A 23,795-nucleotide genomic window follows, 5' to 3' on the forward strand; every position below is an offset into this window, starting at 1 on the left:
GTTTGTTTATAACACAGGGCCCGCTAGTCGTTGAAGATTTTCTCGCGAATACTCCAGAAGTATTTTTGCTTACGCGCCACCACAAACAGAGGAACCCTAAAGCGACCCTGTATCTTTAGAACTTCATCGGCATTGCGGACGAAGATCTTTTTTTCCGGCACGCGGTTGTGCATACGAATAAAGTTGAAATAAAAAGCCTGACAGTCCTCGGGACTATTTAGATAGAAGTATTCAGTCAACGGCTGTGCGTCCACATCGTAGTATTTTATCTCCAGACGTTCATTTCCTTTTTTGTCCCAACCTTTTTCAAAGGTCATGGTTTCAACCCGCATGACATGGGCATCTTTTAAGGACATCGCCTCTTTTAGCTTTTTATCATTGTCTATCAGCAAGTGACTGCAAGAACTGCAAGCCCGGGCAGAAATATCGTTTTCCTCCCCGCACTTATCACATCTTTTAAAGCGAAAACGGAAACCACAGTCTTGAATTTCTTTTGTGGTGGGGTCTTCAAAGGCCCCTTGGCAGCGACGTCCAAAGTGCTCCACAAGCTCCCCATCAGGATCAACAATCCCCCAGAAGGCATTGGTGGTCCCGCACTGCGGGCACGGAACCTCGACCGGGACAGATTCTTTCACAGGTTTGCTGTTTCCCACTTCCGGAGAAAACAAATCGTGATCCTGTCCGGTATAATCCAAAACCAGGCAGTCTGTCTTTCCATCGCTTAAACGCAGTCCGCGCCCAACGATCTGTTGATATAGACTTACTGATTCGGTCGGTCGCAGAATGGCGATAACATCCACATGAGGTGCATCAAAGCCCGTTGTCAGAACTGAAACATTGACCAAAAACTTCAACTGCCTTGCTTTAAAGGCTTCAATCACTTCGTCACGCTCTTCACTGGGGGTATCCCCCACAACCAACGCTGAAATATACGGAGGCAGACACTTCATAATTTCAACAGCATGACTGACAGAACTGGTAAAGATCATTACACCCTTGCGGTCCACAGACATGTCCACAATGTTCTTGATAATCAACGGTGTGATGCGTTTTTGATCCTTTAGAATCTGTTCCACCTGGGCATGAACATAGCGCGTTCCCTGAAGCTTCAAGCTGGAAAAATCATAACAAGCCACCGGAGAGTCAATTTTCACCGGCGGTGTCAGATACTTGTTTTTAATCATGTAGCGAATGGATAGTTCATAGATACACTTTTTAAAGAATCTTTCGGTCGAGCTGTGTCTGAGCTTTTTGGCGGCATTAAATTCATAAATCCAGCCCAGTCCCAGCCGATAAGGCGTCGCCGTCAAACCCAGAATACAAATATCGGGGTTCAGTTCACGCAGCTTGGAAATCACCTGATTGTATTGGGTGTCCCCTTCAACTGAAACGCGATGGCATTCATCAATCACCACCAGTGAAAAATTACTGAAAAAATCCTCGGGCGCCCGGGCAATGGATTGGATACTGCCAAAAATAACTTTTTGTTCAAATTCCTTACGATTTAATCCGGCGGAATAAATTCCCGCTTCAAGGCCGAAACTCAAATACTTGGCGTGGTTCTGTTCGATCAATTCTTTGACGTGAGCCATGACCAGAACACGTCCACGCGCCAGCCTTGCCAATTCTGCAATGACCAGACTTTTACCCGCCCCAGTCGGCAAAACCACCACCGCCGGATCTTTACTTCCACGAAAGTGCTTGAGCGTCGCTTGAACAGCTTCCTGCTGGTAAGGGCGAAGTTGATACATGTATTAACTTAATAATTTATTTAAATTTTCAACCGGGCGACCAATCACAGCGACAGCCCCCTTAACCACCACCGGACGCTCCATCAATCTGGGATTTGCCGCAAGCTTCTTCGCGACAAGATCCACCGAAGTAACATCAAAAGGCGCTGCCTGATAGTCATCTTCCTTCGTGCGAACCAGAGCAGAGGCCTCGGTCCCTAATTTTATTTGCAGTTCCAGCAATTCAGATTCTGACAGGGGTTCTTTCAGATATTCGATAACTTTGGCATCAATGGCTTGAGCCTGCAAAAGAACCAGAGCCTCACGGCTTTTACTGCATTTGGGATTGTGATAAATGATCCAGGAGCTCATCGCTTATTTCCTTTTTTGATGTTTCTTCGTGCGATCAATGAAACTAAAGCGCGGGTCCACCTTAATTTCTTCCGCACCTGGCAGGTATCCCTTGATGCGCGCATACATCCTTGTGTCTGAAGGGGTTACAAAAGTAATGGCCTGACCGGCACGACCTGCACGAGCCGTGCGCCCGATACGGTGCAAGAAGTCTTCGGGCTGAAAGGGCAGATCAAAGTTCACCACATGGTCCACATGTGGCACGTCTAAACCACGCGCCAACAGGTCCGTGGCCACAACAATTCGCAGCTCCCCTTCCCGGAAAGCCCGCACCACGCGGTTTCTTTGTCCTTGTGACAAACCACCATGGATCAAATCTGCGGAAAAGCCGTACTCTTGAAGATAGTTCCCGACGGCCTCACAGGAATCCTGATTCCCCGTAAAGACTATCACGCCCCCACGGGCGGCATTGAGTTCATCCAACAGGCGATCATTTTTCATGGTGCGATCCAGGAACAACACTTTTTGCTTTAGGCTGGATACCGGAGCTTCAGCTTTTTCAGAACGAATCATTGTGACATCATGACGCATGAAAAGTTTTGCCATGGATTCAACATTGGAACCAAAGCTTGCCGAAAACATCATCGTCTGACGCTGTCCACGCAAAGTGTTCTGAATCGTCTTTAGCTGAGGAGCAAAGCCCATATCCAGCATACGGTCAGCTTCGTCCAGAACAATGACTTCCACATTCTGAAGCAGAAGCTTGTTTGTGGAAAGATGATCATTCATGCGACCCGGAGTCGCAATAATCAAACGGGGATTCTTTTTAAGTTGATTGGCCTGCTTGGAACCCGTGCTGCCTCCAATTGCCAGACACACTGACACTGGCATTTCCGCACATAATTCCAAAAAGACCTTATAAATCTGCTGCGCCATCTCCCGACTGGGTACCAAAATCAAAGCACGCGCCTGCGGTTTCTTATGCAGGGTTGTCAGCAACGACAGGGCAAAGGCCAAAGTTTTACCGCTGCCCGTCTGGGCAATGGCGATAAGATCCGAACCTTCCAGCCCCGTGGGAATTGCCTGACTTTGTACCGGAGTCGGTTTGGAGATTTTCATTTTCTGCAACGCCGTCATTAAAGCCGGCGCCAGATTCATTTCCTGAAAATTCTTAACCTTGTGCGAAGATGTGTGCAGCTTCATACCAGAACAGAACTAGCGCAAAGATGCCAAAGCCGCTTCGTAGTTAGGCTCATCCACGATCTCTGCCACTTGTTCCACATGCAAAACTTTATTATCAGCGGACAAAGTCACCACCGCACGGGAAAGCAATCCCGCCAAAGGAGAATCCGCGATCTGCACACCCCAGTCCTTACCAAAGTCACTGCGGAAAGAGGAAATCGTTTCACAGTTTTTAATACCTTCAGCGCCGCAGAAACGGGCTTGTGCAAAAGGAAGGTCCGCAGAGATATTCAAAACAACGGTGTTATCCAGCTTTGCCGCTTCCTGATTGAAACGTCTTACAGAAGCCGCACAGGTGCCCGTGTCAACACTTGGGAAAATATTAAGAACTTTCTTTTTACCAGCGTAAGTTGCCAGATTCACTTCGGACAAATCATTACGCACCAATGAGAAGTCCTTTGCGACTGTACCTTTTTCAGGAAGAAAGCCGGATGTTTTTACTGGATTGCCTTGCAGAGTTATAGATGCCATGAGTTCTCCTTTTTATTCTAAGAATAGAAACGAGCCCCAGCATAGCACCGTTCAATACAAGATCAAACTACTTGCAGAAGGATAGATTCTGACTCCAGCTCAGGATTGACTTATAGCTGGTCTTATCTCCTGCGCGCAGCACCGACCAATATCTCGCCCCTCCGCGCCATGCCCCATCCACTTTGCCTGCGATGCGGCCATCACGTCCCAGCCAACGATCCAGAATACGAATACCACAGCTAAGATTCTGCTTCGGGTCGTGCAAATCCTTTGTCGATTTGAAACCACATCCATAGGCATTGCCGCTTTCAATGGAAATCTGCAATAAACCGCGACTGACAACCCGGTTGCCATTGCTGTCGTTGAAGTCTTCAGTATAGGAAGTTTCTGTTTTAAAATTACTTTCAAAACGCACCATAGCCGATAGCATGAAGGCCCAGTACTGCTTTCTCTGTGCATAGGACAGGGTCTGATACTTCGGACAGAATAGACTGCGGTCAGCAGGGATCACATCCAAAAGATTCTGCCCCAGGCGATCCAGCTCACGGTCCACATGGGTTGTCCATTCCTGAGCACCACTAACTTTGCCTTCCCATAAAGGGGTGACTTCACGCAAAGCCTCTTCTGTTGTAGGCGGCGGCACCGGGCTTGGTTCCGGTGCGGGTTCAGGATTTGGCGTCGGTGTGGGTTCCACCGCCGAAGACGAGTTATCAGAAGATCCCGGAGTTTGGGAGGTTTCTGAAGTTTTACAACCTGCCAGGATTTGAACAACGAACAAAACGGCGACAATAAAAAATAATCTGTTTGTGGCGTTTTTCATAAGTAACAGATCGGCACAACGGTACCAATCTTTACTGTTGAAAAAAGTGTCGAAATTATAGCGAAATAACTGGGCTAAATTCCCGTAAATACAGAATGATTATTTACGCTTTTGACAGTATTCAGAGACCTTGGTTTTGATTTCTTCACAGACGCCACGCGCGCCCAGAGAAAATCCGGCACAAGGGTCATAGTTCTTTGGGCAGTATGCGTAAGCCGGAATCCAGCTTTCCATGGTCTTATCCGCCAGAATGGATTTTCCCACGGCCACCAGGTCGTCTTCGCCCAGCCGGCCACTGACAAATTCCCGAAACGCAATATCAAAAGCTGTCACAAAGGTCTTTGCGTGGGGCGAAGATTTACCTTCCACAGTTTGGCGCAGATAAATCTCTGCCACTCTTGCCGGGTGCAGGGCCTTTAGCAGCTCCGCCAGTTCAACACTGGCGGTGGAATTATCCAGTACCACCACCAACTGGCTGTCGGGATTTACTTTAAGGATTTCCTCCAGATGGTGCATTTTAAATTTTGTGATGGACCATTCCGTCACCCAGTCACGCATATAAACCGAGCGCGGCGGATACTGATAGTCCTTCATAAATTTGTCCACGCGGGACTCCAGCCAGTTGGTCATGGCCGTGATGACATAGAACTGCCCGGTGCCACTGCTGGCAAGTATCCGGCGATACAGTTCCGGCATGCCCGCATAGGACAGATCCTTGTCCATCAGCTTCAAACCCGCGGAAATAATATTGGTATTGTGCGCCTGACGAAGAACATCGTCGAAGCCGCTGACCAGGACCACCTTCTTCTGATCCTGAGCCCTGGAAACAGAGGAAGCCAAAACAAACCAAATGATCAACAGAGAGTAAAAAAGTACCGATTTTCTCATACACAAATATTGGCTTAGTCCCCCGCACTTGGCAACCGCACTCCGCCTTAGGTCGGCCTCTGAAAGACCTTCCCTTTTTGTCCGGAACTCTTTAAAACAAGATATGTATTTTGAAAAACGCATTCCCGTATTTTTACAACTGGGTTTTAACGAAGCCGCCCTGCCGAAGCTGAAGGCCTATCTGGACCTGCTTTGGAGCTCCAATGAAGAGCTGAATCTGATCAGCCGTAAGATGACTTACGAAGAGCTTATCGACAATCACGTCATTGACTGTCTGTTGCCTATTAAAAGCTTCCCGAAAGACGTTAAAGTAGCGGCTGATTTCGGTTCTGGCGGTGGACTTCCCGGCGTCATCTATGCCATTCAGTTCCCGGATGTGGAATATCACCTGTTTGAAAAAAGCAAATTGAAGCAGGATTTCCTGAAGCGTTGTGTGGCTATTGCCCCTAACCTACGTATTCATGGTGAAATCCCGCCGAAACTGGAAAAGGTCGAAGTCGTTACCTCCCGGGCTTTTAAACCCGTGGATGTTATTCTGGAATTCAGTCGCGATTACTATAAAAAAGGCGGTAAATACTTCCTGCTTAAAGCACGCAAGGAAAAGATCGACGAGGAAGTCGGTCTGGCTCGCAAAAAATTCAAAGACCTTAAAGTCATCATTGAACCTCTGGCTTCCCCTGTGCTGGAAGTCGAGCGTCACTTGGTTCTTATTTAGATTTCCTTGCGTATCGACAAAGTATTGCAATTTAATTTGTCACTCTGAGGCTTCTTCTTAAAATCATCTTTTCTTAAGAAGGAGCCCCCATGCTGAAAGTGACAGCCGAACACCCCAAATTCAGATATATCGAAATTCTGGTCGATGGAGACATCAACGCAGATTCCGTCACCACTCTTTTGAATCTGATCCAAAAACGCATCGAAGAATGGGGTGAGGTCAATATTCTGGAAGAAGTACGCGACATCGGCAAAGTGGAACTTGCGGCCTTCTGGAAGGACCTGCGCTTCGGAATTAAAAATCTGAATAAGTTCCCCAAGGCCGCTATTGTCACCGATATTCACTGGGTGAAAAATATCAGTAATTTCCTGGACCCCATTGTCGAAATGGACATCGAAGTCTTCACCACGAAAGAACGCGACATTGCCCGTGCGTGGCTGGCCCAAGGGGACATGGAAGAATCCCTGTATCCTTAGAGCGACAGATTATTTCCGCCGTCGTCCAGCCGTTCCGGGCGACGCCAATAGGAATACTGGGGTGTCCATTCCTCCAGACCAACTCCGGCAAGACTCAGAATGTTCCATATCGAACAAAAGTCATCTCCGGGACCAAAGACGCTGCTGTTTTTTCTAAAGATCCGCTCGCCTCTTTTTTCATAGCACACAATACCCGGCATATTGCTCTGTCCGGCCAAAACACTTTGTTCCCGAATGTAAAGTCCACCTCCGTGAGAAATCATATTAAACCGCCAGCCGCGCGAATTGGCGAAACGTCTCTGCACGTCCGGCGTATCCTTGGACAACATCACCACTGCAAACTGATCCTCCAACGCAGGCAAAAAGCCGTTGATCCCGTCCCCCCATAAAGTACAGGATCGACAACCCTGTCCCATATTGTGAATGGCAAGCAGACGACTTTTATCAGCAAATAGATCTCTTAAGGTGACTTCTGCATTCATACTGTGAAAGATATAATTCTTCACCTCCACCGCCGGTGACTCTTTTCTTAAGGACTCCAAGCGACGATGCAGGCGATAAATTTCGTTTTCCACTTTCTGAATTTCATTTAAGGGATGTTCATTCAGCATAAAGCCTCCTGATAGGACCTATTTTAAAGTGTTCACATCAGGAAGTCTGAAAAATCCTCGAGCCTCTGTCAGATCTCAAAAGGGAGGCTGGCCGCCATTCGACATATTAGCTAAGCTTCTGCCCCAGTATCCAGATAATCCGCAGCAGATTTTCCGGAATCTCCTGCCGATCCTCCACACTCCAGGCTGCTGATAACATGGAATAGCAAAAACACCAGGACAGAATTCTTTGTCCATCCCAGGGAAGTTCCTCTGACAGAATTTGCAGTCTGGTTTCCAGTATCCCCTGCATGTCCCCTTGCGGATAGAAATCCAACGGATTGTTGATCATGGCGCCGACCTCAAATGCCGGATCACCGACATAGCCATGAGGATCAATCACAGTCCATGAATCCCCGGAAGACAGAATATTGTCATGATGAAGATCCCCATGCAGCAGCACATCCTGTGGAGCCGTCATACAGAGGTCCTGAAAAAGAAACGCCGACAAGTGCACAAGTTCTGTCGGAACCTTGCCATGAAGCTTCTCCAGCGTCGGAATAAATTCACGCACATGTCGAAATGGCTTCGGCACAGCATCCACAGGCTTTCCCAATCGCAATATGACTTTGGCCAGAACACGTGTGGCTTCCGCATCTTTTCCCTGACGTACCAAAGACTTCAGCGAATCTCCGGGTCTCACTTTCTCCATTAGAAATGCTTTAATACGCGAATCATGTCCCAAAATTTCAGGCGTCACGTCCGGATAAAACTGAAACCATTGCAGTTCTTTTTCCAACACTCCATCGGGGCAAAGAATTTTAATGACAACTTCTTTGTCATCCTGATTTCTTTTTCCAAAGCCGACGAAGTTATAAGACAGATCCTGTGCCGGAATCAGAAACTGCCAGTTCCATTTTCTTTCCAATTCGGAAATTAAAGACGGCAGACTTTGCAACCACACTTCGCCACTGGTGCCAAAAGTATCCTGAATGTTCCTGGTGAATGCGTCTGAGTACTTCATCATCTAAGACCTTAATCCAGTTTGTCGAAGTGGTCCAGAAGCGTATTTTGACTTCGTGCCAGAACACATTGAGCCTAGTTCCATGCTAGAAATGATTTTGTCCCTTTTCCTAATGACGAAAGCTGCTCCTGCAAGCAATTACACCAGTGTTCAAGACACTCTTCGTAGAATTTCTCAGGAGAACCCCACAACAACTCAATGGATTGACATCGGTCTTTCTGATTCCGGCCAGATGATTTCCGGCCTGAAAATCGGAAACGGCGAAGTTTCCGACCTGATCGTCGCCACTCATCATGGCAACGAATACGGATCTACCGCAGTCGCCCTGGGCGCAGCGGAATCCTTTGCCCGCAATCCAATCCCGGGTCATACCGTTTATGTGATTCCTGTGTTGAACATCTCCGGTTACAACTCACGCAATCGCTACGAACGAACTTCGGGCGGCTCGATTGACCAAAACCGTGATTATCCGGGACCTTGCGTTTCAGGTGTTTCCCACAAATCCAAAGCGACGAAAGCTTTGGCGGAATTCCTGGAACAGGCCAACATTGTCAGCTCGGCAACCCTGCACACGCACTGGCCCGCAGTTTTGTACCCTTGGGGTTTTTCCACTCGTGACACTCAAACGGAATATGACAGCACCTTTATCGGTCTTTCCAAAGATGCCGTCGTGGAAAGTGGCTATCAGGTAGGAAACTCCAAAGAGCTTCTTTATGCCGCTGATGGAGCTTTTGAAGACTATGCCTACTGGAAACACGGTGTCTGGTCTTTGCTGTTTGAGATGGGAACAACTCATTCCCCTTCCCAATCACAGATGAAACAGATGATCGACGTCAACGTGCCGGGTCTTCGCCGCTTCTTTGAAAACGCGCCAAAACAGCGCGCGGTAAATCATGCCTTTACCGGCAAATGTGACAAGAGTTCCCGTCAAAGAGAACACTTGGAATAATCAAGCTTATCTGACCTGAAGAACAATCTTGCCCGTGTGCTGACTGGATTCCATAAGCACATGGGCTTCGGATGCCTGACCCAACGGCAAGACCTTAAAGATCACCGGCTTCATCTGCCCCTGATTTAACATCGGCCAAATATTTTTCTCCAACGCCTGGGCAATACGGGTTTTTTCCGTCACCGGACGTGCACGCAATGTCGATCCGGTCACCGTCAGTCTTTTGAACATGACTTTGCGAAGATCCAGCTCCACCTTGGCGCCCTGTAAAGTGGCGATTTGCACAAGTCGCCCCTGCATGGCCAACGCCTCAAGGTTTCGGGCAAAGTAATCACCACCCACCATATCCAGAATGACATCCACGCCACGGTCATTCGTTTCCTTCTTCACAACGCTGACGAAGTCCTCTTCTTTGTACAGGATGACTTTTTCCGCCCCCAGTTCCTGACAGATAGAAACGGATTCCTTCTTACCCACAGTGGTAAAGACCCTTGCGCCCATCGCCGCAGCCATTTGAATCGCAGTCGTACCGATGCCACCGGCCCCGCCATGGATCAGAATACTTTCACCTTTTTTTAGCGCCCCGCTTTCAAATACATTTGTCCAAACCGTAAAAAATGTTTCCGGTAAAGCTGCCGCTTCGATCATGCTCATTCCCGCCGGAATCGGAAGACACTGCCCTTCTGGTGCAGGGACATATTGCGCATAACCTCCACCAGTCACCAGAGCACACACTTCGTCATGCAGTTTCCAGCGCGTGACATCCTTCCCGACAGCCACAATACTTCCGGCCACTTCAAGGCCTGGAATATCCGATGCACCCGGAGGAGGTGGATAAACCCCCTGCCTTTGGGCGCAGTCGGGACGATTCACACTCCACCATGCCGGCTCAGGCGCAGGACGTGGATCTGGCAGACAAACGATGGAAATCCTGATCAGTAATAAGAATACGAGGTTCTGTGGTCATAAATTCCTCCTAAAGAGAGAATGATGTTATGTGTGTATTTTGATTTTTTTAAAAAAGATGTTCAGAGAACAAATAAGATAGAACTAGGCCTTCAGCAGATCTTCTCTGCTGCAACAAAATCTTAGAATAAGATTCATGAATGTTGAACGGCGCATGGGTTCATTAGACCCCAAATTTAGGTTTTTTTCAAGGTCAGGCGCGAAATGCCCCTAAGTTGCTGATTACTTTACAAGATCCTGAACCTTCTGGCCCAGATCCAAGAGCATTTGGCGGGCGCTGTCATAATCTTTATCAGAGCAATCTTTGAATCCCGTCAGATGATAAAGCTTTTTTAACGCCTTTCCCCCTTCCGGAGTGGAAGAAAAACTTTTTAGTGCCTGACTGATTTTCTTTTCCAATTCGGGTGGGAAGTTCTTGCGATAGACCACAGGCTCACTGGGAATCGGCCCGGTCTTGGCCAGAATACGCACCTTTTCATAGACATCCGGAAACTGCATGGTCACCAGACGACGCGCATCCTGAGGCACGCCATTTTCAGCAGGGGTGTTGTAGGTCGCCCCCGCATCCACTCGGCCCTGATAAACCATGGTGACCACACTGTCGTGCTTTCCGGCGAAGATGGTTTCACCAAGTTTGATTTTTTCATCCTGTAAAAGCTTCGCCGCCAGCACATATCCCGAAGTTGATACAGGATCAACAAAGGCAAACTTCTTTCCTTTCAAATCCTGCAAATTTTTAATCTTGGGATTGGCTGTGATGATCTGCCCCCAGTATTCGGAGTACTCGCCATTAACCCCCATCAGTCTGGCGGTTGCCCCGTACTTTTCGTGAGCCAGAATGTATCCAAAAGGATTTAATATCGCCACATCGACACGTTCTGATCCCATGGCCTCCACCACAGCCACGAAGCTGACCGGCACCTGCACACGAACATGAACGCCGCTTTGCTGCAGAATCCATTTCTCAAGAATTTTTCCATTTTCCATCAGCACCGCAGAGTCCTGCCCCGGCACCAGTGCAAGACGAACCGGCTTGTCCGAAGAACCCAACTCCTTTTGTGACGTGCATGTAATCATAAAGGCTGAACATGCAATGACGAGTACTTTCTTCAACACAAGCGCTTCTCCTGAAATTTATTTTTCCAATCTACTCTCGGTATTAAATGTATGCAATAAACACTGTCATAAACTAATATGAATTGAAAATCTGAGCCATTATCGAGGATAAGGAGGGCATGGAAATGTCTAAAGTGAAGGTTGAAATTGATGCTGATCTACAGGATCTGGTTCCGCAATTTGTCGAGAACCGCAAGAAGGACATCGAGTCCCTGACTGCCCTCATAGAGAAAAACGATCTCACGGCCATTGCTCAGATGGCTCATAAAATCAAGGGCGCAGCTGCCGGATATGGTTTCGTGGAACTAAGTGAACTGGCTGCTCAGATGGAAGTTGCCGCGAAGAAAAACGATCCCACTCCTCTGCCAGAGCTTCTAAAGAAAATGAAAATTCACTTTCTTAACATCGATATCCATTACGTTCCAATGTAGGAGTCTATGAGCCACAAAAACCGCCTGTTTCTTTTCACCTCAGTTTTGGTGCTGGGCACGCTCCTGGTCGCCGGAACTGTGGGTTATAAGATGGGCAGTTCTTCGTTGGAACAAAGCACTCGTGAACGTCTGGTGCAAATTCGTCAGTCCAAGGCTGAAGAACTGCAAAGTGAATTCGCCTATCTTAAAAACACTCTGGTTCTGACCTCGGAATATTCGCCAGCCTTAAGATTTCTGGAACGATTTCCACAGGAACTTCAACAAATTCAGGACTGGCTGCGCCGCCATCCCAGCCAGAACCAATGGCGCAAGGGGCTGGCTGAAAACTCGCAACTGACCCAGGTTTCCGACCTTGAAAAAGTTCTGAACCAAATGACAGCCCTGCCTTTGTTCCTGCAGTATCAGTTCTTACAAAGCTCAAAAAATATCGGGCGCCCCCTGTCTCAAGTTGCCACCGTGCCGGGATTTCCGGATTTGGCTTACTTCAAAAGCTACGAAGCCTTGCATGGCAAGTTATTCGAGGTTTTGGAACGCGCACATCTTGGCGACATTCTGCTGGTGGACCCGCAGGGTATCGTGGCTTATTCCGCGTTGAAGGGTTTGGACTTTGGCGAAAATCTGATGGTCGGAACTTTTGCAAACTCCCGCCTGTCGCAGGCCTATCGCTGGTCCCTGAATGCTCCTAAAGGAGCCACCAAATTTTTCGACTTCACCTCTTTAAGTCATTTCTGGCACATACCAGTGGGTTTGATGGTAATGCCTCTGTTTGATCAGAACAAATTTGTGGGCAGTTTGATTTTCCAGATTCCTTTAGAAAGAATCGACCGCATTCTTTCCAACAATAAAAACTGGAAGGATCTGGGGCTGGCGGAAACAGGTGAAATCGTGGCCTTCGGACCGGATGGCTTTATTCGCAACAATCCCCGTCTGTTCCTGCAATCACCGGAAGCTTTTCTTAAAAAAGTTCGCAATCAGGATGACTCGCTGGTGGTTCTGGATAGCATTCGCCGCTCGCACAATGCCGCTTTGTCGGTGGTTCTTCCCAGTAATCAGGTCAAACGCTACATGGACAAGGCCACCTTGTTTGAATCCTCTGATGATTATCTGGAAACTCCCAGCCTGCAATCCATCGGGCGCGTGAATATCCTGGATAGCAATGATTGGATTCTTATCAGCAAAACCAGCCTGAATGAAATTCTGGCGCCACTGTCATTTAAAATCCCGTGGTTCTTCGTTGGCGGTTTCCTGATCTGGAGTCTGGCCCTGGCCGGAGCCTGGCTGCTGTATCGCCGAATCTTTTTCCCCACGGCAGTTCTGGCTGACGGGTTGGAAAAGCTAAAAGAACATCAATTCACCGAAACCCTGCCGCTGAATCAGGAAGACGAGTTTCAGGATATCTACAAAAAGTTCAATGAGGTTTCCGAAGAATTCCGCAAAACCCAAGTCGCCCGCGATTTTTTGGAAAACGTGGTTCATTCACTGAACGAGGTCTTCTTTGTTGTCGAAGTAGAGGAAACCACACCAGGCAAAAATGTTTTCCGCATTCGTGGCTTCAATCCGGCGGCGCAGAATCTTCTGGGTGCAAGTGCCGTGGCTCTTAAAAGCACGGACCTGCGCAACTGGATCGATACGGACTATAAAAAGATTGAAGACTCCCTTCACCGCAATATCAGCATCAAAAATCCTCACAGTTCTGAAGCTATTCTGAAAAAAGTGACGGGCGATAAAGTCCCTCTGGAGCTTTCTTGGGCTCGCATCCGCAGTGACCGTTCCAGTAAGGTCATTCTGGCCCTGATCGGCGCCGACATGACCTGGAAAAAAGATATCGAAAAAGAGCTGCGCCTTAAAGAAGAGCTTCTTAAGGAATCCCAAGCATTGTCCAAAACCGGATCTTTCCGTTGGGACATTAAAACCGGACGCTGCCTGTGGTCTGAAGAGGAATTCCAACTTCTTGGCCTGACACCGGAAAATGTGGTCCCCAGCTATGACCTGTTCCGTTCCCTGATCCATTCAGAAGACCTGCCATCCTTTGATAAAGCCATCGCCGAAGCTCACAAGAACATTCTGCCATTCCATGTGGACCTGCGTATGAAAAAGGACACCAATGAACTGATCTGGGTTCGCTGCAAAGGACGCACAGAATACGACGACTATGGCAATGCCCTTTATATGTATGTGACCACTCAGGACATCACGGAACTTCGCCGTGCAGAACAGTCCTTGATTGCCACTAAGAATGAAGCTTTAAAGTCCTCGCAGGCAAAATCCGAGTTTCTTGCACAAATGAGTCACGAGATCCGCACACCGATGAATGCCATCATGGGTATGGCCGAGCTTTTAAAAGAAACGAAACTGGACGCAGATCAGAAATACTACGTGACGATCTTCTGCAAGGCCGGAGAGGTTCTGATGTCGCTTATTAACGACATTCTGGATTTGTCAAAAATTGAAGCCGGTGAAGTGTCCATCGAAAACATTCCGTTCGATCTTAAAAAGATTTTGACCGATCTTGAGGACATGATTAAGCCGCGTGCCCTGGAAAAGGGACTGCAATGCACTTGTGAAATTGCTCCGGGAATTTCGCCTTATCTGATGGGTGACCCGACAAAACTGCGACAGGTGCTGATCAATCTGATTGGAAACTCCATTAAGTTCACCAACAAGGGACATGTGCGGATTCTGATCGGTAAAAACCCTTCTAAAAAGGACACCCTGCTGATCAGCGTGACAGACACTGGAATCGGAATCCCTGAAGAAAAACAGAATGTTATCTTTCAGAAGTTCTCTCAGGCGGACAATTCCATCACCCGTAAATATGGGGGTACGGGATTGGGGCTGGCTATTTCCAAAAGTCTGGTCGAACTTATGGGTGGACAAATCTGGTTTAAAAGTAAACCCGGCGCCGGGACAACTTTCTTTTTCACCATTCCTTATCGCGAACAGATCTATAATCCTGTGACGCATCAGCCACTTTCCCTGAAGGCGCCGGAGCTGGACTTTATTCAACCCAAAGTGCGTGATCCAAATAAAAAGATCCGCATTCTTATTGCCGATGACACTGAAGACAATAGAACCCTGTTCACACATTATTTGAAGAACGAACCTTACGAAATAATTGAAGCAGAGAATGGACTTCAGGCCATAGATCAGATAAAGTCAGGTGAGTTTGACATCGTCTTTATGGACGTGCAAATGCCTGAGATGGATGGCTATGCGGCCACAGATCGAATCCGGGAGTGGGAACGAGACGAGCATAAAAGCCCGGTTCCCATCATAGCCTTAACGGCTCATGCCCTTTCGGAAGATCGACAGAAATCTCTGAAGGCTGGATGCAATGACCACATTGCCAAGCCCTTTAAGAAGGACACCCTGTTGGGAGTCATTAATAAATACTCTTTGTAGGGAGAATTCAGAATGACGGGACAAGAAGAGAAAAGTCGTTTACTGATAGTAGAAGACGATTCTGATATCCGTGAACTTCTGAAGCACTTTCTGAAAGAGTTTGTTGATGAAATCGTGGAGGCCGAAGATGGCTCTGCTGCCCTTCAGTTCGTCAAGGCACAGGAATTTGACACAATCCTTTCCGATATTGAAATGCCCCATATGAACGGTCTTAAGTTTTTGGCGTATGTCCGCTCTTTGGGACAGATGACTCCGTTCGTGGTTCTGACCGCCCACGGCGATCATTCCCGGGCTCTGGAGGCCCTGTCTTTGGGTGCCTTTGATTTCATTACCAAGGATTCCAAACGCAAAGTTGTGATCGAAAGCGTCTGTGCAGCTCTGAAGTTCGGGCGCGAGATGAAAACGTCCAAAAACGACCCTGTGAGATCCACTCATCTTCGCAAAATTTATGCAGACATGTCCAAGTCCTCTGAAATGCGCCTGCGTAAAATTATCGAAGAGATGTCCTCTTAGATCTGTCCCCATATTGGAGCTACCTCATGGTTAAAATGTCTGCAGTTTATCAAGGTGAAAAACATTGTGAAATCACGCACGCCCCGTCTTCAGCGCGCATTGAAACAGATGCTCCGCGCGACAACAACGGCAAGGGCGAAGCCTTTTCTCCGACGGATCTTTTGGGTGCCGCTATAGGTTCCTGCATGATGACGGTCATGGCTATCGCCGCAGAAAAAGATGGCGTTGAACTAAAAGGCACACGCGTCGAAGTTGAAAAAGAAATGGGCACAAATCCCCGTCGTATCGTAAAGCTGAACGTGGTTTTGCACATGCCTCAGAATATTCCGCACGACTATCGCAAAAAACTGGAACAAATCGCCAATACCTGCCCGGTGAAACAAAGCGTGCATCCTGATATGCAGATCCCCGTTTTATTCCACTACGACATTTAATTACTTAACCAGCACTGACACTTCGCCCAGCTTTTTTTCCCCCTCAAAAAGGGAAAAACGATGGCGGCCCACGGAAGGCGACCACAGATAGGAATCGGTCGCCTTTATCTTTTCATTTTCATTAATCTGCCAGTACAAATCACGGTGCTGAGAATTTTCAACCAGCAAAGGCATTTTCTGATTTGCTGCCGGAATTCCAGGGTCTAAAGCCAGAATCATTCCATCCTGTGGATATAAAATCCGTGCCCCTGGATAGGTTTGTGGCTTTGAAACACTTGTGTGATTGCTTTCAGCCAGTTTGATTTCTTCCGAGGGATAGTGTTCCTGCAACCACATCATGGTTTTCTTCCAGATGGGAGCCGCCCCCGTAACACCCATCACATTCCACATCGGTTCCCCGCCAAAGTTACCCACCCAAACGCCGACAGTGAAACGCTCGTTCATGCCAACACACCAGTTATCACGCATGTCTTTGCTGGTTCCCGTTTTCACGGCAGCCCCGGATAAAGCCAAAGCGGAATCAAGACCAAACCCCAAAGCCCGATTTTGATTTTCAGAAAGGATCTTACGCACTTCTTTGGCACTTTCAGGTGTAAACACAGATTGTGCGGAAGACAAAACTTCATCCGCCTGCCATTTCATTGGACCAAAATACCCATCACGCGCAAGACTGCGATATGCCAGAGTCAGATCTTCCAGGGTCACATCCGCCACACCCAGTGCCAAAGCCGGGCCGTAGTGCTCCGGGTCTTCCAGGTTTTTGAAGTTCAGATTCTTAAGCTTGCTCCAGAAGGAGTCATCATTCAGCAGTTTAAATACTTTCACCGCCGGGACATTCAACGAAGAACCCAGCGCGGTCTTCACCATCACCCAGCCATAAAACTGGCGATCATGGTTTTGCGGCTTATAAACACCGCGATCAAAAACAATGTCCACTGCGGAATCCTCGATCCACGATTCGGCATGCAGCAGATTCTTTTCAAAGGCTGTGGCATACAAAAAAGGCTTCAAAGTAGAGCCGGCCTGTCGCAAAGCCTGCACCCCATCCACATACGGCGCTGACGAAAGATCCCCACCGGAACCACCCACGTAAGCCCAGACTTCACCCGTGGCATTTTCAATCACCAGAACGGCGGCATCGTTCACGTTCTGCTCTTTGAGCTTTCGGATCTGCCCCGTAATCTGTTCCTGAATATAGTTTTGCAGTTCCCTATCCAGCGTTGTCTGCACAAGACCCCGCTGTCCTTCGCGGGAAATCCTTTGCGCCAAATGCAGAGCCTCATTGCTGGTGTTCATTTTTAAATTATTTGCATGACGAATGCGCGATTCAAAGGCCGCACATAAATCCGGTGCCTGCCAGCAGGCCCGCTGTGCCCACTGCTTGGCATCCGCATTCGGGGAGCGAATTAGAACCGCCAACAGAGTTGCATCCAGCCTTGAAACATCCCTAGGGGTCTGACCGTACATATTCCAAACCGCCGCACTGACCCCACGGGCTTCCCCACGAAAGCCGACTAAATTTAAGTACGCCTCCAGAATTTGTTCTTTGCTCCAGCGGCTTTCCAGAAACGATACCGCCACAATCTGCCGGATTTTTCCAGAAACTCCCTGCCACAGGTCCTTGCGTGGATGCAACAGTTTAAGCAGCTGCATGGAAATCGTACTGCCACCACGAGATGAATCCTTAAAGCTGCGCTGATAAGCCGAAGCAGCCAGAGCTTTCCAGTCCACCCCATGATGGCTTTGGAAATTTCTGTCTTCCGAAAGCAGCACCGCTGAAATCAATTCCGGTGAAATATCCTTATACTTCACCCAAAGAAAAGACCGCTTGGACATATCCTGTCGCCATTGCTGCAATGGCTGACCTTTACGATCCACAAGGAAAAGATCCGAACTCTTATAAGAAGCCTCCACTTTTACAAAGTCCGGCACATCAGGTGCCGTATTGACATAATACCCCAGCCCTGTGGCAAGCCCCACAGCGCAAGTTCCGGCGACAATACACGCAATCAGTTTCTTCTTCACTCTTGAACCTTCCACACTGATTCCGGCAACTCTGCAAACAGATCCGGACTGTACATGGCTTCAATTCGTGTGACCGGAAGCTGATAAGTTCCAACCTGATTAAAGCGCAAGGTATATTCAATCACCTGTTCCTCCTGAGGGAACCAGGAATGATAGAAACGAACCAGTTCCGGCCTTCTTTCAACAGAAGTCGCATATGATGTCTGTAAAATACTGGCGCCCGTCGGAATTGGGTCTTCCACCACCACCCAGGTTTGCGCAGCTTTGGCTCTGATCTTCAGCTGAACTTTGGCAGTATCACCAACACTCCACACACCTTTCTTTTTCTGTTCGATGGCCATAATGGTCTTTTCCACATTAAAGCCTGCAAAAACCGGCTTGCTGACCGGAATCGCAGCTTTGGCAGAAACAGTAATCCACGGATTGCCGGCACCATTTTGTTCCAGTATCAGATCGCCCGCTGAAGTCGTCCATGGCAGGTTTAGGATTCCATTTCCGCCTTTTACCCAGTTCCATGTCTGCGAGTTCTTATTTAAAGTCGCGGCAAAAGTACCTTTCACTTTTTCAGGATATATTTCCTGAAGCTTTCTCGCGGTTAAAGAGCCCCACGCATTGGCCGCTGTCAAACTCCAGGCCCCGTGATCCTGACGAGCCAGAGCGCCCTGGAACAATCTTGGAGCATCCTGTTTCCACTGTGGCAAAGTCACCGTGGTCAGAATCAGTCTTAGGATGGAGCTTTCTGAATCTCGCATCAGCCACGGCATAGCTTCAAGACCCTCTTCCCTCAGTTGCAGTTTTTTAGCCGAGAAATAGAAACGATTTCTAAGCACAGGCTCGATTTCCGCCAGCTTCTTTTCCCGTCCAGGAAGATCCTTTTCCCACAGATGGATTTGGTACCATTCCACCAAACTGTACAAAGGCCATTGATTCGGCTGATAATCCACACCCGAAAGCAGATCCACGTTCAGGCGGCGATAGCGGGAAAGCGCTTCAAAAACAGAAATTTTCTTTAAAACTGTATCGGCGCGATTAAATTCCCCACCGTCATTCAGGCGCCCTTCGGCGAAGGCATTCATGGCATCCAGTAAACGCGCTTCATGATCATCGCTGAATGTAAATCCAGCTTCATGGGCCACACTTAGAATGTACGCCGTTAAATTCACACTGCCTGGCGAATTTCCCGGGAAGTAACGAAGCAGTCCGTTGCTGTCGATATAGGCATCTAACTTTTCCTCCAGCTTCTGCCAGGATTTCTTATCATTCAAAGACACCGTGCGGGACACTTGTTGTTCAAGGCAGGTGAACATGTAGTTCTTCCAGAAATCCTGAATCCCTGCGCTCGAAGCACCCAAGGAACTTGCAACTTCCACTTGAACCGAGCTTTTTGCCGGATCAGCCCCCTGAGGCTGCTGCAACGAAAGTTTCTTCAAATCCGGCCATGCTCCCCATTGGCTTTGATAGATTCTTGCCACCCGCAAAGGCAGGATGGTTTGTACTTTCTTGATTTCATCCATCATCTGTCCTTGAGAATCTTTGGCGGTCAGAACGTAAGTCAAAGTCCCGGCCTCTGAAGCTTTGATATTCCAGAAGAGCTCTTTCGCTTCGCCCGGATTCAAACGCAGTTCCTGCGCTTTCAAACCCGCTTGTTGCGGTGTCACTGTCAGGGTCAGGTTCACACTTTGTGCTGATGACGAGGCATTGCGCACGGTAAAGCCCGCGCGGAAATCATCACCTTCGCGGACAACCGCAGAAAGCCCCGGCAGAATCATTAGATCCTGAGAGGATTGAATCGAGGTCCACCCTGTTCCAAACTGATCCTTACCCTGCAAAGCAATCGCCACAATCCTGAAGCTGGTGGTTGAATCATTCAGAGCCACATTCACTCTGGCTTCGCCCTGTGAATTAAGTTTTACAGAAGGATTCCAATACAACAGGGTATCAAACAGTTCCCGGCGCAAACCACCGCCCCCGTCACCACCAATCGGAAGAGCTTTCAGACCGAAGTGACGTTTCCCCACCACCTGAGTTTGTGAAGTGGCCGTTTGCACGGAATGAGGACGCAAGCGCATCATCGATGACAACAGATCCCACGAATCGTTATCACGCAAGGCCAGCAGACCTTCATCCACTGCCACCAGCGCCACCTCGGCCTGAGTGGCCGGACGTCCCAGATGATCTTTCACGCTAACAGTGACCTGCGCCTTCTGGCGGGCCTTATAAGTTTTCTTATCTGTCGCAACAGAAACTTTCAGCGTATTTTCTTTCCACCCCACTTTAATCTGGGCAAGCCCCAGTTTGTAAGCAGGTTTTGCCAAATCCACCAACGCCGTCGGTTTTGGATCAGCCAGACGACCGCGTATGGCAAAAGCCGATACCACCACATTAGGCGCATATTCTTTTTTAATTGGAATCTTGATTGTTGGTTTTTCTCCGGACACGTCCAGTACTTCAGAAGACAGGATACCATCGCGTTCCACCGTCACCAAAACCTTGGCCTGTGGGAAAGGAGTGCGCAGTTGGAACTCTGCCACTTCGCCAGGTTCGTAGCTTTTCTTAAATGGAATCAAATCTGCACGATCATTGTCATCGGCCCCAAACCACTGAGTTTCACCACGTTTTAGAATCCACTGTGAAACATTGGCGTAACTGACACGGCCTTGAGAGTCTTTGGTAGAAACCACCGCAATCACATTACCAGCCACCTGGGATTTTCCTCGACACAGGAACTGCCCTTTTGCATCGGTGGAGCCTTTGCACAGCTCTGCGACTTTCTTGTATTCCTGAAAGTCCTCGTAAGCATAGAATCCTCCGACCAGACGCTTTCGGTGTGAATAATATCTGCTGGTGAAAAGATCGACCTGCACGGATTGATTCTTCAGGGCTTTTTGCTGCAGATCCAAAGCCACCACGTCAAATTCGACGGAATCCTGTGTGGCGGACCAGCCACGGGCCTTAATCCCCAGAACCGTTGACGATGGCCACAAAGGGAATGTGCGGCTGACGCTTTGAATTTCTCCATTAGGGTCTTTAAATTCCACTTCCGCGCGCAGATTCTGAGGACCGGCCGCATACTTGACTCCGCTAACGGTTTCTTCAGCCACTCCCTGTTTATTCAGATGGAAATCCTTAACACCACTTTGGGGAATATAACGATTGCTGTCACTTTCCCCATGACGGAACAAACCTTCTTTTACAGCCCCATTGGCAAAAGTGTAGTCACTGAAATCATCATCCTGCGGAGAGAAATAGCCGGGCTCCACGCTCCAGCGCATTTTAGCTGGTAAATCCCCTGTCGGGCCGCCAGAGAAGTACGTGCCGGAAACCTGCACGGGAATATCCTTTTGCAAGACATACGAAGGCTGGCGACCATCGACACGAACCTGAATTAAAGGAACACGGAAACTTTCCACCGACACATCGCCCACGGAAATTTGCATCGCCGGTTTTTCACGTTCCAAAGTCAGTGACCAGCTGCCAAGCTTCGCTCCAGCAGGAACAGCCCAACTGAACTGAGCCACCCCAGTTTTCTGATTCCACTTCAAGGGCAGCTTAAAGGACTGCAATCCAGAGGCATGGATCAGGGAAATTTTCGTCGGCCACTCTGTCGCAGAAGGAAGCCCCAGCCCGTCAGGAGTCGTTTTACGAAGTACGATTTTAGCAGAAAGTTTTTCTTCAGGTTTTAAGAGTGTGCGGTCCAAAATGGCGTGTCCCAGAAAGGGGCTTTCACTGTCTCCGCCACGAATCTGGAATCTCCAGGATTCAATTCCCTTATCCCAGGATGTGTGGGTGAAGCTGAAATCATCACCCTTTTCCGCCACAGCGAAAAACCCACTGTAAAAGCTGCCGGCTTCATCCCTTTTCCAGTCAGAAATTGGTTTTGCAAATTTGAACGAAGCCCAGCCTTTGGCATCTGTCGTCGCTATTGCCATGACATTTCCGGCGTTATCAAAGATCTGCACCTTTGCACCTGCCACCGTCTTTGCCGACTTTAGTTCTGTGACCCAGACCCAGGCTTCCTGTTGCGTGTATTTCACATGCACCGAAAGATTCGTCACCAGCCCGGCGGAACGCACATAAAATGGCTTCTTTTTATCCAGCAGACTTTCCCCCAACAGAGGGCTTTTCATTTCCACAACGTAAAAGCCGTTGCCTTTCAAGGGCACTCCGACCACTTCTGTTTCCGCGGGATTGGCCGGCTTTTTAATCTGGATCTTTTGTGATGGCTTGTTTTTCCATTTCAAAGGTTCTTCACCATAGGGACGTTGTTGCACTTCACTGAGCATCGTCATAATGGATTTAAAATCGGCCGCTTTAAACTGTCCTGTCCATCCGGCGAACTGCGTGTCCACAGTCTTTTCCACACGGCGCAAAGTCACAGCCATGGCGGCATCCGGGCCCGCCTCGATCACACCAAAACTTGCGGCAAATTTTAACAAAGCTGGATCGTCACCCGTTTTCACCTTTAAAGGGAACTGCGCCTGATTTGCAAGTAAACGGCCATCTTCATCTTTCAAGCCTTTGGGTATCACCACTGTGAATAAAGACTTTTGTGCAAAAGGTCCCTTGAACTCCAGATAGCTAATACGCTCCTTGGGGCTTTGATCATCCAAACCTGTGGGTTTGATAGTTTTCTTATCGGAAGTTTCAATATAAATTTGGCGGGCATCCTGCAAACTGATTGAGGAGCTAAAAGACAGACGCATCCCTAACAATGGCACGCAAGGCTTCCCCGCGCCTTCACGCTCACAGCCAAACTCGGCCTTGAAGGGTTCTCTTACCTGAAACTCAAAAGTTTCGTCTTCTTTTGAAGTGTGCCCCGATGGCGATTGAATCCACTTGGACCAAACCAGACTGATGCGACTGCCGGCGGGGAAAGGACGCTGCGATTTCAGGACAACATAGTCACCTTTGAATTCATCTTTTTCATACTGGTATTCGTTCTTGGCAGCCTGAAGAATTTTTTCGGCTTCTGCACCAGTCACTTCCACCACAGGCAAACGATCCCCCAGGCCTTCCGCTACAAAATACGCTTCCGTTTTCAGGGATTCTTTTTTAACTGGTGAATCCAGTACAATGACAAAGTTCTGTTCCGGTTCCATAGGGCGATACATCTGCGGGAAAATCTGTTTCACATGAGGTCCGCCGGTATTAAAGCGATACTCTTGCCCATGCACAGTGACCACACAGGAAATGCCGCCCGCCAGAGGTTCTTTATAATCAAACACCCAGTTGCGCGTGTCGATCCAGCGCCCTTGCCCTTTTTTTAAGTCGAAGCAGGCACTTTGCGCAGGACTTGCCAAATTGAGCTCACCGAATTTAACCATCGGCTTGGCAAATTCGATACGAACCTGTTCTACAGACTTAACGTATCCTTGAGGTGTAAATGTGCTTACCTGAGTTTTTTCCTGAGCAAATCCCAAAGAGAAAAGAAGAGAGATAAAGACGTTGAACATAAGAAGAACTCCTTCAGTCTTCTAAGCTTGTCTGTGTGTCCCTAAATGGTCACTGGTTGATGCCCTATGACGATGCCCTCGAAGTGCAGTTCAGATAAAAACTAGACCAGTCTGGACGCGCGACCTGAAGGTTTTCTCTATAGGGATCTTAGCTTTTATCTATTGGAGACGTTGCTTCAAAACATGAGATAATACAAAG

At 48.4% G+C, this 23,795-nt stretch carries 19 protein-coding genes; 7 read left to right on the forward strand and 12 right to left on the reverse strand.

Features of this window, described 5'->3' with window-relative positions:
• Positions 1 to 23: 23 nt before the first annotated feature.
• From EZJ49_RS04190 to EZJ49_RS04215, 6 genes are all read right to left on the reverse strand, one after another.
• On the reverse strand, positions 24 to 1,751 hold the full coding sequence (locus EZJ49_RS04190; RefSeq protein WP_262554621.1) for a DEAD/DEAH box helicase: 1,728 nt from the start codon (positions 1,749 to 1,751) through the stop codon (positions 24 to 26).
• A gap of 3 nt (positions 1,752 to 1,754) precedes the next feature.
• Positions 1,755 to 2,102: an ArsC/Spx/MgsR family protein gene (locus tag EZJ49_RS04195; RefSeq protein ID WP_262554623.1), complete on the reverse strand. Its 348-nt coding sequence runs from the start codon at positions 2,100 to 2,102 to the stop codon at positions 1,755 to 1,757.
• Positions 2,103 to 2,105: 3 nt separating this feature from the next.
• A complete protein-coding gene (locus EZJ49_RS04200; protein WP_262554625.1) occupies positions 2,106 to 3,284 on the reverse strand; it encodes a DEAD/DEAH box helicase in 1,179 nt (392 codons plus the stop codon).
• Between the two features lie 12 nt (positions 3,285 to 3,296).
• A complete protein-coding gene (gene tpx / locus EZJ49_RS04205; protein ID WP_262554627.1) occupies positions 3,297 to 3,794 on the reverse strand; it encodes a thiol peroxidase in 498 nt (165 codons plus the stop codon).
• A gap of 67 nt (positions 3,795 to 3,861) precedes the next feature.
• The gene (locus tag EZJ49_RS04210) at positions 3,862 to 4,614 is read right to left on the reverse strand and encodes a transglycosylase SLT domain-containing protein (RefSeq protein ID WP_262554628.1); all 753 of its coding nucleotides are present in this window, start codon (positions 4,612 to 4,614) and stop codon (positions 3,862 to 3,864) included.
• Between the two features lie 99 nt (positions 4,615 to 4,713).
• A complete protein-coding gene (locus tag EZJ49_RS04215) occupies positions 4,714 to 5,502 on the reverse strand; it encodes an App1 family protein (protein ID WP_262554630.1) in 789 nt (262 codons plus the stop codon).
• Positions 5,503 to 5,605: 103 nt separating this feature from the next.
• Here EZJ49_RS04215 and EZJ49_RS04220 point away from each other — a divergent pair, with 103 nt between their 5' ends.
• Together EZJ49_RS04220 and EZJ49_RS04225 are read left to right on the forward strand one after the other, a co-directional pair.
• Complete coding sequence (locus EZJ49_RS04220; protein WP_262554632.1) at positions 5,606 to 6,217, forward strand: 16S rRNA (guanine(527)-N(7))-methyltransferase RsmG; 612 nt, start codon at positions 5,606 to 5,608, stop codon at positions 6,215 to 6,217.
• 89 nt (positions 6,218 to 6,306) lie between these two features.
• Positions 6,307 to 6,693, forward strand: coding sequence for an STAS/SEC14 domain-containing protein (locus tag EZJ49_RS04225; protein WP_262554633.1), 387 nt, complete (start codon positions 6,307 to 6,309; stop codon positions 6,691 to 6,693).
• Here EZJ49_RS04225 and EZJ49_RS04230 read toward each other — a convergent pair.
• Together EZJ49_RS04230 and EZJ49_RS04235 are read right to left on the reverse strand one after the other, a co-directional pair.
• Entirely contained in the window at positions 6,690 to 7,304 is a 615-nt protein-coding gene (locus tag EZJ49_RS04230) for a DUF899 family protein (protein WP_262554635.1), read from the reverse strand. The genes EZJ49_RS04225 and EZJ49_RS04230 overlap by 4 nt on opposite strands.
• Positions 7,305 to 7,410: 106 nt before the next feature.
• A complete protein-coding gene (locus EZJ49_RS04235) occupies positions 7,411 to 8,310 on the reverse strand; it encodes an aminoglycoside phosphotransferase family protein (RefSeq protein WP_262554637.1) in 900 nt (299 codons plus the stop codon).
• Between the two features lie 79 nt (positions 8,311 to 8,389).
• On the opposite strand from EZJ49_RS04235, the gene EZJ49_RS04240 reads away from it, so the two are divergent.
• Positions 8,390 to 9,256, forward strand: coding sequence for a M14 family zinc carboxypeptidase (locus tag EZJ49_RS04240; RefSeq protein ID WP_262554639.1), 867 nt, complete (start codon positions 8,390 to 8,392; stop codon positions 9,254 to 9,256).
• A 6-nt stretch (positions 9,257 to 9,262) separates the two neighbouring features.
• Here EZJ49_RS04240 and EZJ49_RS04245 read toward each other — a convergent pair whose 3' ends face one another.
• Both EZJ49_RS04245 and EZJ49_RS04250 read right to left on the reverse strand, forming a co-directional pair.
• Positions 9,263 to 10,129, reverse strand: a complete 867-nt coding sequence (locus tag EZJ49_RS04245) for an NAD(P)H-quinone oxidoreductase (protein WP_262554641.1) — start codon at positions 10,127 to 10,129, stop codon at positions 9,263 to 9,265.
• 315 nt (positions 10,130 to 10,444) lie between these two features.
• Entirely contained in the window at positions 10,445 to 11,338 is an 894-nt protein-coding gene (locus tag EZJ49_RS04250; protein WP_262554643.1) for a phosphate/phosphite/phosphonate ABC transporter substrate-binding protein, read from the reverse strand.
• A gap of 125 nt (positions 11,339 to 11,463) precedes the next feature.
• Between EZJ49_RS04250 and EZJ49_RS04255 the strand changes: the two genes are divergently transcribed.
• The 4 genes from EZJ49_RS04255 to EZJ49_RS04270 are packed head-to-tail and all read left to right on the forward strand — an operon-like array spanning position 11,464 to position 16,118.
• Complete coding sequence (locus EZJ49_RS04255) at positions 11,464 to 11,769, forward strand: Hpt domain-containing protein (protein ID WP_262554645.1); 306 nt, start codon at positions 11,464 to 11,466, stop codon at positions 11,767 to 11,769.
• Between the two features lie 6 nt (positions 11,770 to 11,775).
• The gene (locus EZJ49_RS04260) at positions 11,776 to 15,171 is read left to right on the forward strand and encodes an ATP-binding protein (RefSeq protein WP_262554647.1); all 3,396 of its coding nucleotides are present in this window, start codon (positions 11,776 to 11,778) and stop codon (positions 15,169 to 15,171) included.
• A gap of 12 nt (positions 15,172 to 15,183) precedes the next feature.
• Positions 15,184 to 15,684, forward strand: a complete 501-nt coding sequence (locus EZJ49_RS04265; RefSeq protein ID WP_262554648.1) for a response regulator — start codon at positions 15,184 to 15,186, stop codon at positions 15,682 to 15,684.
• Between the two features lie 26 nt (positions 15,685 to 15,710).
• Positions 15,711 to 16,118, forward strand: coding sequence for an OsmC family protein (locus EZJ49_RS04270; RefSeq protein WP_262554650.1), 408 nt, complete (start codon positions 15,711 to 15,713; stop codon positions 16,116 to 16,118).
• On the opposite strand, the gene pbpC is transcribed toward EZJ49_RS04270, so the two are convergent.
• Positions 16,119 to 18,143 (reverse strand): penicillin-binding protein 1C, encoded by a 2,025-nt coding sequence (gene pbpC, locus EZJ49_RS04275; protein WP_262554652.1) that lies wholly within the window; start codon positions 18,141 to 18,143, stop codon positions 16,119 to 16,121.
• Entirely contained in the window at positions 18,140 to 23,596 is a 5,457-nt protein-coding gene (locus EZJ49_RS04280) for an alpha-2-macroglobulin family protein (RefSeq protein WP_262554653.1), read from the reverse strand. Before EZJ49_RS04280 ends, pbpC begins: the two co-directional genes overlap by 4 nt.
• Positions 23,597 to 23,795: the final 199 nt, after the last annotated feature.

This window comes from Bdellovibrio bacteriovorus, from assembly GCF_025558485.1.
Taxonomy (GTDB): Bacteria; Bdellovibrionota; Bdellovibrionia; order Bdellovibrionales; family Bdellovibrionaceae; genus Bdellovibrio; species Bdellovibrio bacteriovorus_G.

What these genes read in the sequence shown, in the direction of transcription:
- EZJ49_RS04280 (WP_262554653.1), bottom strand. Translation starts at nt 23,596, where the DNA reads ATGTTCAACGTCTTTATCTCTCTTCTTTTCTCTTTGGGATTTGCTCAG.
- EZJ49_RS04225 (WP_262554633.1), top strand. Translation starts at nt 6,307, where the DNA reads ATGCTGAAAGTGACAGCCGAACACCCCAAATTCAGATATATCGAAATT.
- EZJ49_RS04190 (WP_262554621.1), bottom strand. Translation starts at nt 1,751, where the DNA reads ATGTATCAACTTCGCCCTTACCAGCAGGAAGCTGTTCAAGCGACGCTC.
- EZJ49_RS04200 (WP_262554625.1), bottom strand. Translation starts at nt 3,284, where the DNA reads ATGAAGCTGCACACATCTTCGCACAAGGTTAAGAATTTTCAGGAAATG.
- EZJ49_RS04235 (WP_262554637.1), bottom strand. Translation starts at nt 8,310, where the DNA reads ATGATGAAGTACTCAGACGCATTCACCAGGAACATTCAGGATACTTTT.
- EZJ49_RS04265 (WP_262554648.1), top strand. Translation starts at nt 15,184, where the DNA reads ATGACGGGACAAGAAGAGAAAAGTCGTTTACTGATAGTAGAAGACGAT.
- EZJ49_RS04195 (WP_262554623.1), bottom strand. Translation starts at nt 2,102, where the DNA reads ATGAGCTCCTGGATCATTTATCACAATCCCAAATGCAGTAAAAGCCGT.
- EZJ49_RS04270 (WP_262554650.1), top strand. Translation starts at nt 15,711, where the DNA reads ATGGTTAAAATGTCTGCAGTTTATCAAGGTGAAAAACATTGTGAAATC.
- EZJ49_RS04215 (WP_262554630.1), bottom strand. Translation starts at nt 5,502, where the DNA reads ATGAGAAAATCGGTACTTTTTTACTCTCTGTTGATCATTTGGTTTGTT.
- EZJ49_RS04230 (WP_262554635.1), bottom strand. Translation starts at nt 7,304, where the DNA reads ATGCTGAATGAACATCCCTTAAATGAAATTCAGAAAGTGGAAAACGAA.
- EZJ49_RS04255 (WP_262554645.1), top strand. Translation starts at nt 11,464, where the DNA reads ATGTCTAAAGTGAAGGTTGAAATTGATGCTGATCTACAGGATCTGGTT.
- EZJ49_RS04240 (WP_262554639.1), top strand. Translation starts at nt 8,390, where the DNA reads ATGCTAGAAATGATTTTGTCCCTTTTCCTAATGACGAAAGCTGCTCCT.
- EZJ49_RS04210 (WP_262554628.1), bottom strand. Translation starts at nt 4,614, where the DNA reads ATGAAAAACGCCACAAACAGATTATTTTTTATTGTCGCCGTTTTGTTC.
- EZJ49_RS04260 (WP_262554647.1), top strand. Translation starts at nt 11,776, where the DNA reads ATGAGCCACAAAAACCGCCTGTTTCTTTTCACCTCAGTTTTGGTGCTG.
- tpx (WP_262554627.1), bottom strand. Translation starts at nt 3,794, where the DNA reads ATGGCATCTATAACTCTGCAAGGCAATCCAGTAAAAACATCCGGCTTT.
- EZJ49_RS04220 (WP_262554632.1), top strand. Translation starts at nt 5,606, where the DNA reads ATGTATTTTGAAAAACGCATTCCCGTATTTTTACAACTGGGTTTTAAC.